The organism is Paenibacillus sp. J31R122 (assembly GCF_056269185.1).
The window spans coordinates 131,648-143,317 of the sequence record NZ_JBWDNM010000008.1 but is presented as its reverse complement, the minus strand read 5'-3'; the positions used below and the strand labels follow the sequence as shown (position 1 = coordinate 143,317).

The 11,670-nt window shown below is 42.8% G+C and carries 10 protein-coding genes; 1 reads left to right on the top strand and 9 read right to left on the bottom strand.

Annotated elements, in window-relative coordinates:
* Positions 1 to 115 precede the first annotated feature (115 nt).
* The 6 genes from AC0YN7_RS15065 to AC0YN7_RS15040 form a co-directional block, all read right to left on the bottom strand.
* Positions 116 to 1,771, bottom strand: a complete 1,656-nt coding sequence (locus AC0YN7_RS15065; protein WP_475810828.1) for a hypothetical protein — start codon at positions 1,769 to 1,771, stop codon at positions 116 to 118.
* Positions 1,764 to 3,134, bottom strand: a complete 1,371-nt coding sequence (locus AC0YN7_RS15060; RefSeq protein ID WP_475810827.1) for an FAD-dependent oxidoreductase — start codon at positions 3,132 to 3,134, stop codon at positions 1,764 to 1,766. The genes AC0YN7_RS15065 and AC0YN7_RS15060 overlap by 8 nt, the downstream gene beginning before the upstream one ends.
* 104 nt (positions 3,135 to 3,238) lie before the next feature.
* Positions 3,239 to 4,252: a LacI family DNA-binding transcriptional regulator gene (locus AC0YN7_RS15055; RefSeq protein ID WP_475810826.1), complete on the bottom strand. Its 1,014-nt coding sequence runs from the start codon at positions 4,250 to 4,252 to the stop codon at positions 3,239 to 3,241.
* A 181-nt stretch (positions 4,253 to 4,433) separates the two neighbouring features.
* On the bottom strand, positions 4,434 to 5,138 hold the full coding sequence (locus AC0YN7_RS15050; protein ID WP_475810825.1) for an SGNH/GDSL hydrolase family protein: 705 nt from the start codon (positions 5,136 to 5,138) through the stop codon (positions 4,434 to 4,436).
* A gap of 4 nt (positions 5,139 to 5,142) precedes the next feature.
* Positions 5,143 to 6,135, bottom strand: a complete 993-nt coding sequence (locus tag AC0YN7_RS15045; protein ID WP_475810824.1) for a zinc-binding dehydrogenase — start codon at positions 6,133 to 6,135, stop codon at positions 5,143 to 5,145.
* Entirely contained in the window at positions 6,132 to 7,109 is a 978-nt protein-coding gene (locus tag AC0YN7_RS15040) for a zinc-dependent alcohol dehydrogenase (protein WP_475810823.1), read from the bottom strand. Before AC0YN7_RS15040 ends, AC0YN7_RS15045 begins: the two co-directional genes overlap by 4 nt.
* 186 nt (positions 7,110 to 7,295) lie before the next feature.
* Here AC0YN7_RS15040 and AC0YN7_RS15035 point away from each other — a divergent pair, with 186 nt between their 5' ends.
* On the top strand, positions 7,296 to 8,126 hold the full coding sequence (locus AC0YN7_RS15035; protein ID WP_475810822.1) for a helix-turn-helix transcriptional regulator: 831 nt from the start codon (positions 7,296 to 7,298) through the stop codon (positions 8,124 to 8,126).
* A 79-nt stretch (positions 8,127 to 8,205) separates the two neighbouring features.
* Here AC0YN7_RS15035 and AC0YN7_RS15030 read toward each other — a convergent pair whose 3' ends face one another.
* The 3 genes from AC0YN7_RS15030 to AC0YN7_RS15020 form a co-directional block, all read right to left on the bottom strand.
* Positions 8,206 to 9,066 carry a Gfo/Idh/MocA family oxidoreductase gene (locus tag AC0YN7_RS15030; protein WP_475810821.1) on the bottom strand — a complete coding sequence of 287 codons (861 nt, stop codon included), beginning with the start codon at positions 9,064 to 9,066 and terminating at the stop codon, positions 8,206 to 8,208.
* Positions 9,063 to 10,121, bottom strand: coding sequence for a Gfo/Idh/MocA family protein (locus AC0YN7_RS15025; RefSeq protein WP_475810820.1), 1,059 nt, complete (start codon positions 10,119 to 10,121; stop codon positions 9,063 to 9,065). The genes AC0YN7_RS15030 and AC0YN7_RS15025 overlap by 4 nt, the downstream gene beginning before the upstream one ends.
* Before the next feature lie 89 nt (positions 10,122 to 10,210).
* Positions 10,211 to 11,122 carry an AraC family transcriptional regulator gene (locus AC0YN7_RS15020; protein WP_475810819.1) on the bottom strand — a complete coding sequence of 304 codons (912 nt, stop codon included), beginning with the start codon at positions 11,120 to 11,122 and terminating at the stop codon, positions 10,211 to 10,213.
* Positions 11,123 to 11,670 lie beyond the last annotated feature (548 nt).

The window sequence follows — 11,670 nt, the reverse complement described above, 5'->3', positions numbered from 1 at the left end:
AGTATAGAAACCGCTTACAACAATTTATTACTTTGATAATCTGACTGAACGATAGTAGCGGATGAATCGCTCTCACCTCCTTTATGAAACGCCATCCGCATTCCTACATCTCTAATCATTTTTCAAGCCAACGTTGATATAGATTCTCTGAGTAATCGACAATATGCTGTCCATATCGATAAGGTTCACAATCCGGATTAAGCTCAGCTTGCTGCAAGACGATCTCAATACTGCTTTTTATATCCGACAAAGTTGCAAGCATCCTCTCCTTTTGCTCTTTATTTGCGATAGCCTTTTCTGGATCAACAGCTCTTGCTGGAAATAAAGGAATATTCCATGATGTCATTTCTGGCAGCTTAGCTTCGATCACTTCAAATAATGCTTTGACTGACGCTCTCTCATTCTCAGGATAGAAGGAGTAATAATCGCTAAGGATTTTTTCGAGATTGTCACTCCAAAGTGCACTGCAAAAAATATAACTATTAAATCCATGTACCCACTTCCAAGGGTAGGGATCTGGACCCCGATAGGGAACGACAAGATTCACCATACCGTCCAGGTTCAGATTCTCGTAATAGGCTACGTCTTTCATGATGCGATGCGGCAGAAAAGGAAATAGGTTAGAAAGCATGTAATGATCGCTATAATATTCAAAGATAGTCAGCTTACGATCTGTTCGATCAAGCTCCTGTACCCAATCCTCTAACGCCTCTCTTGCTCTGCGATCGCCAACATGTGGACTGTCCTCATAACCATATCTATAATTCCGTCCCCAGAAAGCGAATATCGTATCTATATGTAATGAAGGCTTTGCATCACTCCGTTCGAGCATATTCCAGGCTAGGCCTGCATTATAGGCGATATGCTCCACCTCCACCTTAAGCCCAGTTTTACGAATGCATTCTTTCAATTGCTCTGTAAACTGCATGTAATGCTTAAGAAATCCTTCCGTTTGTCGATCTGCCACATCCTCCGGCCACATTGATATTCGAGTTAGATTTGGTACTTTACCGCAGTATTCTGCAATATCCTGCAGCATTTCTGTTTGCCAATCGCCATCATGGAAGTTCAATTGATCTTTTGCCGTATAAGGGTGATCCGCTGCTGGGTTAGGGGCTTTGTCTTCTTCTTTTTCCAGAAAAAACTTCATACTGTGGCCGCCGAGCGTGACCATAATCCCTCGTTTAATAATTTCGGGTGCGATTTCGTCACCGACTTGATCCCATAAAGAAAAGGTAAAGAACATTTCATTGATTTTATTATGAGCAAGCCAGTCTATCATTTTTAATAAATACTGCGGTTCATTGATCGTTTCAAATACAAAGCCCCTCCTCTCCATTCTCGGAGCGTACCACCGAACTTGATCTCTAACCGCAGGTTTTGGGGTTTCCTCAGACCATGAATTCTGGAAAGCTTCACCTGCACACTCAGAAGATAATTCTGGATATACCTTTTGCATCCCCCATGTCTCTTGAGCATATTGATAAACAGCGTATAAGGCCGCTCGCTCAGATTTACCAGATAGAAAAAGCAGTTGATCCGTCTCAATAATGACGAATTCGTCCGAATAGCCAGTGTCTTTCCATTCACCGCCATTAATCTTTTCAAGTAAATCCGGCTGCCATACCTTTAGCTCTTCCCATGTTCCGATCCAAACTTCTTTAAGGTGTTTATTGGTCATCCTCGTGCCAGAAGCATGCAGCAGTCGGCTCCATTCTTTAGCTGCGAAAGACAGCACAGGATGAGTCCTTGAAGTCATAAGCTTATTCATGATTACAAGCTCCCCCCTTTAGCCCAAGCTCAGCCTTTCCTTCTAACAGCCTCATCTGCAATTCACGTATAGGAACATCTGCTGTATCACAGTTATGCAACACGGCCAAAGCCGCCGCGGTCCCTGCCGCTTGACCTATCGCCATGCAGCTAGGGGTCAAACGTGTTGTAGCTTGAGCCTCATGTGTCGTTGAAATGCATCTGCCTGCTAACAATAAGTTGGGACTGTTCAGCGGAACAATGCTGCGATAAGGAATATCATAAGCACCGCCCTCTCGAATGAAATTAGCGGTGACGCCTTTCCCTTCCGGATTATGAATATCAATCGGATAGCCACTTCGCGCAATAACGTCATCGAATCTTTTTCCATCCAGCACATCGGTACCGTTCAGCACATATTTCCCAATGATCCGTCTAGTCTCTCTCACACCAATTTGTGCGCCTACCGCTGTAACACTTGCTTTCTCAAATCCTGGAATCGTTTTTTGGAAAAAAGCTTCCAATAGCAGCACTTGCTTGCGCCCTTCAATCTCGGCCTTGGTCAAATCCTCGCTATTTGTTGGATCAAGTCCAGACACTCGAGATACATTAATGAGCACCTCATCCTCACTTGGTCCACTAAAAAATAAAATACCGTCGCGCTGAATAGGAAGATCAGCTTCCTCCCACTTTTTATAAAAACCCATTACTCCCGTAAGGGGCAATACATCCAAATCAGCGATCAATGAATTTTTGTAAAATTCAGAAGGATTCTGCTGCATATATCGCTTAACCTTGCTCAGATCGACGCCCTTCATGCGAAACTTCATTGTCATTGGCTGTACTTTTTGCTCGGCATTTCCTTGCTCCCAAGGAGCCCCCGCCATGTAGGCAATATCGCCATCTCCTGATGCATCGACAAATACTTTCGCTTTAAGTGTCGAAATTCCACTTTTGTTATACAAAGTAATACTGTTTATTCGCTCTCCCTCAGTCGTAACATCGATAGCCGATGTATGCAGAAGGATCTCTACTCCCGCTTCCAGCAACATATCGCAGGCCAAAACTTTGTACACCTCGGGATGATAAGGGGTCAATGTATGAGTAAATCCAACGGTATCTCTCAAATGTCCGGGAGACGCACCAAGCGACATTAATCGATCAATAATTTCCTGGGCAATGCCTTTAATAACTTGCTCACCAGATGCAGAATGGAAGGTCATCCATGGATAAACCATCGCTGCGGTAGACATACCGCCAAGAAATCCGTATCGCTCTACAATGATCGTCTTGGCACCGATTCTTGCGGCACTAATGGCTGCAGTAATTCCGGCCGGTCCTCCGCCGAGAACAGCTACATCATATTCCTTATGCAATTTGTACATTTGTAGGCTTCATCCCTTTCATTTTATGGAGCGCTCCCATTTTAGGTGAAAAAGAACAGACAAGATGTTTTATTGCCTGCCCGCGTTACAAGTGTTCCGTATGATTACGTTGTTCCGCGTATAATTAATTCACTGTCAATAATAATGTCCTTGGACTCATCCTCACCGATATCACCGCGAAAAATAGCCAGCAATAGTCCGATCGCTTCCTGCCCCAGTTTTTTCTTATTTTGTCGCACCGATGTTAGTGGAGGGGAAAAATAGCGTGCTGCTTGGATATCATCATAACCGATAACCGAAATATCCTCTGGAATTCGATAGTCTCTCTCCAAGAGCGATTCCATAGCGCCAAAAGCCATCAAATCATTTGCCGCAAATACGGCATCAAATGGAATATTCTTCTCCAACAGCAGCTTCGTCTGAAGTCGCGCTTCTTCCTGATCCGCTTCGCCGATAATGACGAGTGCTGGATTAATCTCGATTCCTGCTTCAAGCAGTGCCTGACAGTACCCGGCATATCTCTCATTTTCATGATAGGTATCTAAGAAACCTTGGATGTAAACAATCTGGCGTCTTCCCTGCTTCAGAAGATAATTAGTTGCTTGATAAACCCCGCTGCGATAATCCGAGGTTACACATGCCAGCGGCAACGGGTCAAACACTCTTTTCCCTATTAGCACATAAGGAATGTTCTGCTGTCGGTAATAGAGCAAATATTCCTCACGAATATGCTCCCCCATAATAATAAGTCCATCTACCTTCCGCCTTGTGCCGATTCTCTTCCAATATTCCTGATCCGAGTGGCTGCGATTAGCGAATAATAGGAGATCATATGCGTTAGCCGCAGAATCTTCTTGAATGCCTTGAATCACCTCATAAAAGATATGATGTGTTAAAAAATCAGCTTTCGGACCAAACACAATCACTCCAATATTACCGGTCTTGCCTCCTGCTAAACTTCTTGCCTGCGGGTGTGGAACATAACCGGTCTGTTCAATAATCTCAAGTACTTTCTCCCGAACCTTTGGTTTCACTCCTGGTTGGTCATTGATTACCCGGGATACTGTTCCCCTTGATACACCTGCTAAACCTGCAATGGATTCTAATGTATGCTTCATCTTTTATCTCCTAATGTGGGAGCGCTCCAATTTATAGTATATTTGCATTATCACGCAACATCCATTTGATGTCAACAGTAATGTCGACTACCTGGATAGCTATTTTTTTATATTAATCTTATTCTGTTCATAAAAAAAGACTTAATAGAGCTATGTGCCCTTAAGTCTTCGGGAATTCCATTTAAAAGAACAGCCGCTTCTCCAACGCTTCGCCCCACGCTATATGAAATTCCGGTGCTGGGTGATTAATTCCGTTGGAAAGACGGGAATGAATGTCGATAAGATCCCGTTCCATTTGTTCCCACAGTGCATAGCTGTCGAAAAGAGGAACCTCCAACTCCTCAGCAAGCTTATGGATGGCCTCTACATATAGCTCTAGAATGCCGTCTTCAGCGAGCTTAATGAATGAAGGAATGAGTGGTTTGTGAACCTCAGTGATTCGTGAGTTAGCCCGCTTCATCATCATACAAGGAGTCATAATCAGAATTTCGGCCTCTGTCTCTTCACGGATCCGCGCGACAATTTCACTAATCGACTGGACGAATGCAGTAAGCCCCTCTTGTTGGCCGTGGGCATCATTATGACCGAAGCAGATCGTCACAAGATCAGGCTTGTACATCAGTACATCCCTTTCCCAGCGCGGACGGGAATCTACGATCGTATCTCCACTGACGCCTGAATTAATCACATTGACCACCGTCGAGGGATAACGCCGCTCCATACCGCGTTTAATAACCTGGTGATACACATTCTCGTACTCAACCACTCCGTCCTCCATACAACCTTGAGTAACGCTATCGCCGAAAGCGACATAAGTAATGGCACGGGCTCGAACATTATCCGCTTTTTCACGTAGGCGTTGCTTCAATCGATCAAAAGTATACATTCAATCACTTCCTCCAGTCCAATACGACACCAAGTTTTAAAGCGTTACGATCCAAGATCAAACTCCAAGCATCAGCTGCATCCCGAGCAGGAAAAGTGTGCGTAATCAGCGGGCTTGTCTGCAGCCAGCCTTCCGACACTCCACTCAATGTGGCATCCATACGCTGCTGATTCCAGCCGGAAGGGCTATGCAGCGTTACTTCCTTATGTCGGAGCATCTGAATGTCAATATGGCCTTCCTCACCCAGAAATCCAGCAGAAACTATATGACTGTCTTGCTTCGCTAAGCCTATGAGCTCCTTAACGCTCTCAAGAGAACCTACAGTATCGACAATTATAGCAATTTCCCCATCTGCTGCATGCAGGGCATCCTTCAGTGAGCTTGTTCTCGTGTTCACCCCTTCGATCCCATCCGCTAATAAGGACAGCCGATCTTCATGCCTGCCTAGAACAATAGTTGTTGCCCCTCGATGATGCAGCGTTTGCGCGGCCCATTGTCCGACGAGACCGTCACCGATGACAACCGCATAATCTCCTCGTTCAACTGGAGGGCGGATGCCGCAGTTATACCCGACCTGAGTGAGGACGAGCCCGGAATACGCGATTGGATCCGCCCCTGCCGGCAATTTCCACACCTGACTTACATGAGTGAGAGCGGGGTTGACATGCCCTCCGCTTGGAAAGACCATTCCCTCAACCTTACTCATCGTTGCAAACACACGATCTCCAATTGCCAATCCCTGGACATTCTCTCCTGCCCAAATAATCGTCCCCACCTTCTGATAACCGCATACTTGTGGGAACGGCAACGAATCTCCTTCGCGATACGGAACTTCTCCACTGATTCTTTCGCAACGTAGAAAGGAAGATTCGGTACCGATACTAATCCAGGAATATTCTACGTCAATAAGTACGTCATCCGGCTCAGGTGCCGGAAGATTCACTGTCTCATACGTAACCTTTAGCTTCTCGGTGAAGACAACTGCACGGCCCTTCATTGGGATTCACCAGAAACTGCCGTTTCTCCAAAGTCCTCGCCTGGATAGAAATAAACTTTAATCGCCTCTTGATTTTTCAACCATTCCACCGCTTGGTTATAAGCTGTAAAAGAACCGTGATGTGTTTGCAAGCATTCGATATTCATACATTTGTTCGCAACCAGATCGATGAGCAGCTCGCGGTCTCTTTTGCTAGGGGTGCGGTATTTGTAGGATTCCAGCTTTAACCCTTTGAGCCACAATTGATCAGAATATTGCAGATCCCCTCTAAGAACACCAAATATGACAACATGATCATTGGTGTGTTTCATCACATTTTGTACGGAGGATGCAGCTCCTACGCAATCATAACCAAGATCAAAGGTTTCCTCCTGCAGTTCATCGACCAGCATCACTTCTCCAAGATCTAGTGAGTTAGCAAATTTTACACGCTCGGGACTTACGTCGATGCCTACTACGCGCGAAGCACCCCAAATTCTCGCCATTTGCAAAGCTAGTATACCCGCAGGACCAAGGCCGGCAATAACCATTGTTTTACCTTGCAAATCACCGAATTGGAGCATACCGATCATTACACATTTAAGCAGCTCGAAGGAAGCAGCCTTCTTCCAGGAAATCGTGTCAGGCAGCTTGATCAGATCCTCCTCTCGATAGCATAAGTACTGGGAGTAAGCGCCTGCCCCTTCGATATGCTCCAACGCCGCTACCCGGTCTCCAACCTTAAGATGTTTAACTCCCCGTCCAACTTCCTTAATCGTGCCAGCCATTTCATGACCAGGAAATCCAATCGGCAGCGGGTAATCCGGTGCAATCAAATAGTTGAACATATCTTTCCCTTCCCACATATTGATGTCCCAGCGCGGACATGTGGAAACGATTGCAATTTCGACAAGCACTTGATGATCTCCAGGTATCGGTATCTCCAGCTCTTGAATCTCAACTTCATGCTTATTCATAATCTGCAGTACTTTCATGATTTGGCACAGCCTTTCCTCTCTGTAGTAAACGAATTTCTATTTCAATTATAAGAATCAAGCTCTATAATGTATTTACAAAATATTACTCTGATTGATTGACACACTATTAAAATCTTATTGATGCAATCGTTATTTAATCTAATTAGTTGTAAAAAATTACACTGTGCTGAAAGGGGCTTTCACATGAGGTTGCGGAACTATGGAAACATATCTCACAAGTCCCAATCACAATTTAAGACCGGCGGTATTCATCCTGCTGCTGAGCTGCTTTATCTATCTTCTGGAAGTTACCAGATGCGCTGGCTTGGTGATGAATACGATATTCAGCATAACTCTTTATTTCTTATTACACCCAATACCCCTCATGATTTAACGATATTATCCCAACAGGCTCATTTTTGGTATATCGAGCTGCTAGAGACGGATGTTGAATCGCACTTCCCGATCTTGCAAGATATTTTGCTTTGGAACCGGTTGCAGTGCAGTAGTGATATTCAACTAATTCCCAATGAGATGCAATATTGTATCGATGGTATTTCTCCAAACCTCAACTTATCTTTCTTGTCTGAGCCGTATGGGGAGGAGTTGTTGATGCTCGACGTCGAGAAAATTCTGTTATTCATACAGAGACAATTAAGCTCCTACAAGAAGGAAACAGACTCATCACGCTACTACAATTTAAGCAAGGATGTCATCAAGACCCTCACGCTTCATATGGAAACAAGCTATAAGCATCCAATCTCCCTGCAAACACTGACCGAAATCTCTAATTATCAATCCACCTACCTTATTAAGAAATTTAAACAGGAGACAGGTTTTACACCCATACAATACCTTTTACAGTTGCGAATGAAGGCTGCCAAAAACTATTTAGCTACATCTGAAATGACTATTAAAGAAGTGGCCGAAGAATGTGGATTTGGCAGCATCCATCATTTCAGCAGCGAATTTAAACGTAAATTTGGCGTATACCCTTCAGAGTGGAAAAGTGGGGGTAGTGCCCGGTCACAATAGTACCTCGGTATCTTACTTCTAACATTCATAAACGACAAAAAAAGACAGTTCGATTAATCAATCGAACTGTCTTTTTCAATTATCTCTCAATCGTTATCCAAGTATCATCATTCGCAAGCGCCTTATACCCAGCATCTAGAATACCCATAATCTCTAAAGTCTCTTCTTTATGCACAAGCGGAATACCCGTTTCAAAAAATTCCAACATCGCATGAATGAATCTCGGAAAGAAATCAGTACATTGGCTAATAATTACACCTTCACCGTTATTCAACTGCAATGAAACCTGAAAAGGTGCATCTTGTATCTGCTGCATCGAAGCACGACGTCCATCCGCGTAATCCAGAACCAATAAACGTCCATTGAGCGAAGATAAGCTTTTTATTTTCTGTGCGCCAGTGCCCAATAGCGCAACAATCATTTCTAATTGATGAATCGCATAGTTTTGAAATTGTCCTGGTCCTGTAACAGCTATATACTCCAACGAATTGTGGAACTCACTGCTGCCCACATATTCAGACAGCTCTTTCGTAAAACGAAGCGCTGAGCTAGTGAATAAAGGCGTGTCGTTCTCCTCTGCCAGTTGAAACATTCTTTGTCCTGATTGAAGATCTGGAGAGAACGTTTTGTCAATATAGACAGGCTTCCCGGACTTGAGTGCCATTTCGGATAATCTCTCATGGTGCTCGGGATGATCAGGAGAAAGAACAATAATATAGTCCGATTTTTCAACCAGCTCTTCCATCGAATGAAGCATTTCTACCTCATGCTTATTACACCAGCTTGCAGTGTCCAAACCGCCTTCCTTATCCTGCTCTGCCCAGGCATAAGCAACAACGAAATCGCGTCCAGTGAGTGCCGAGTTTTCACTGATCCATTTCGGATAATTATTTGCATGCCACTCATCTAAGTAGTAATCGATAAATCCAATTTTTTTCATAGCACTATTTCTTTTCCAAGCTCAGATGACTCATACAAAGCTTCCATTACTTCAGAAGTCTGTAGGACATGATCGATACTTGATCTGTTCTTCGTATTGCTCATAGCGGACTTCAAGAAATCATCGATTTCATCATAGAACATATCGTTTTTGGCACAGGAGGCCTGTGTCTCTAGCAGCATCCCATTCTTCGCAGAGTAAATCTTAAAATCTCCGCCATATTGCAATTTCACACCTGCTTTATCCCCCAAAAACTCTACAAACATCGCAGATTCTCCAATGTTTTGAGCCCATGCTCCATTTAAACTAATAGAGGGACCTGATGTACGGATATGGCCTGTTACAAAATCATCCACATCAAAAGTACCGTTATAATCAGGAGGACCTGCCCACATGCTCAAATACGTGTAATTTTCCATCTCTTTACCTAACTCGCCATGAACGGTGCCCGATACCGTTAATACTTTCGGCTGATTTAAACTATACAAAATCAAATCGATGAAATGAACGCCCCAATCAATGAGTACACCGCCACCGGAACCCGCTTTTGTAGTAAACGGACCTCCAAGTCCCGGAATGGAACGATGCGAACGAAAGGAACAATAGATATGGTAGACTTTACCCAATTCTCCTGCTTCAATCATCTCTTTAATTTTGTTAACAGCGGTATTAAAACGATTAACTACACCTATGCTCAGAATTCTGTCATTCTTATCAGCAGCTTCCTTCATTTTATGAACCCACTCCATACTAATAGCCGCGGGTTTCTCGCAGAGTACATGCTTGCCTGCGTTTAGGCATGCAATCGCGATCTCAGCATGTGAAGTATTGGGAGTGCAGATCGAGACCGCTTCCACTTCCTCATCTTCCAATATGGCTCTAAAGTCTGCTTCCGTGTGTGGCACATTATACTCTTCAGCTAACTTAACAGCACGTTCTTGTCTAATATCTACTAAGTACTTTATTTCTGAAAGATCATTTTTGGCATATGCCTTAATATGTTGAGATGATGCTATCGCACCGCAACCAATTACAGCTACTTTCATTTTCCGCATAATATAACCCCTCCCATAAGTGCTAACGAGTTTATCTTATCAGAATGTATGAAGCCTTTATTTAACCCTTTTCGTTATTCCATTGTTCATTATTTACGATTTGCGTATAAGCTCTGATATTCTGTTGGAGAAATGCCGAAGTTTTTACTAAAGGCTTTACTAAAGGTATGTATAGTCTGGTAGTGAAGCTTCTCCGCTATTTGAGTGATGTTCATATCTGTTGTTTTAAGCCAATCAACAGCCTTCTCGAACCGTTTACGATTATAATACTCTTTAATTGTAAGTCCTAATTCTTTTGAAAAGATATGAGAAATATAGGAGTAGCTATAATGTAATTCTGTAGCAATTTGTGTGAGCTCCGTCATTTTAAGCAGATTATAATCTATGTAATGGATAATTTCGTATACCATTTTTTTGTTTTCGTCTGTCTTTTTTTGAGGTGAGTAATCGGGTTTCCAGCTTTCAAAAAAATTACGGTAGGCTAATACAATAATCTGATTTAGATAGTTTTTGATCATTAGGGTTGAGTAGCTATTTAGATTGATAAGCTCATTGAATACACTTACAAAATGCTCGTGAATACCAATATGATCTGCTGTAACTGGATTTTGAATATGATCAAACATTTTCTTGATATGAATAAGAGAATTTTGTACGTCTGCACCTTCAGCGAAGTTAAATCCTACATAGAAAAAACGGAAAGGCTCAATCGGATCAGCCTTGCCATCATGCTGCTCACCCGGCAAATTCAGAAAAATATCGCCAGCCTTAACAGGATAGGCAATTCCATCACGATAGTATATTCCCTTCCCCGAAACAATATAGCTTATTTCATAACAGTGCTGTACATGCTCACCAATGACATAGCCTGCGTCACAGGATAAATCCCCGATTTGGAATAGTAGAATAGATTCATATAATTGAGGATCATTAAAATAGACATTATCGAAATGAAACTTCTTTCGATTAGTGCTGCTTCCGGCTTGTCCGATATTATCCAATTTAAACACCACCTAGAATGAATAACTACTACTCCACTCTTGTGAGTAGTCTTATCTATCATAGCTGTAGTTTGCGCAAAGTTCCATGTAAATTGTGAGTTAGTACTAATTTTTGATCCCATACAAACGTTCACTTCTCCCGCTACGCTCAAATCCTCCTGATGTGATCGTTAAGCTAACTACGTTCCTATCTTTCCATGCCTGTTGATTAACCCATATAAGGTATCTAAATACGAAAATGATTGCTCAGTAACAAGGTAAAGCGTGTAATTAGAAGTAGCCAAGAGTAATCAAGAGTAATCACGTATTTGTTAATAGTACGTGCCATGAAAGTGCATTTCAACCGTCGGCTTCGAGGAGATGTTAGATTAGTTTCAGATTGTGAAACTAACGAGAGTCATTAAGGAATTATGGTTGTTTTAGATTCAGAATGTGAAACTAATGCACCGGAAGAGGACATGGATCGAGCTAACACAAACAATTAGGTTCATTTTCTGACACTAAATCGAAGCTCATCCTATTACGGACTCTGTTAATTGCAAAAAATG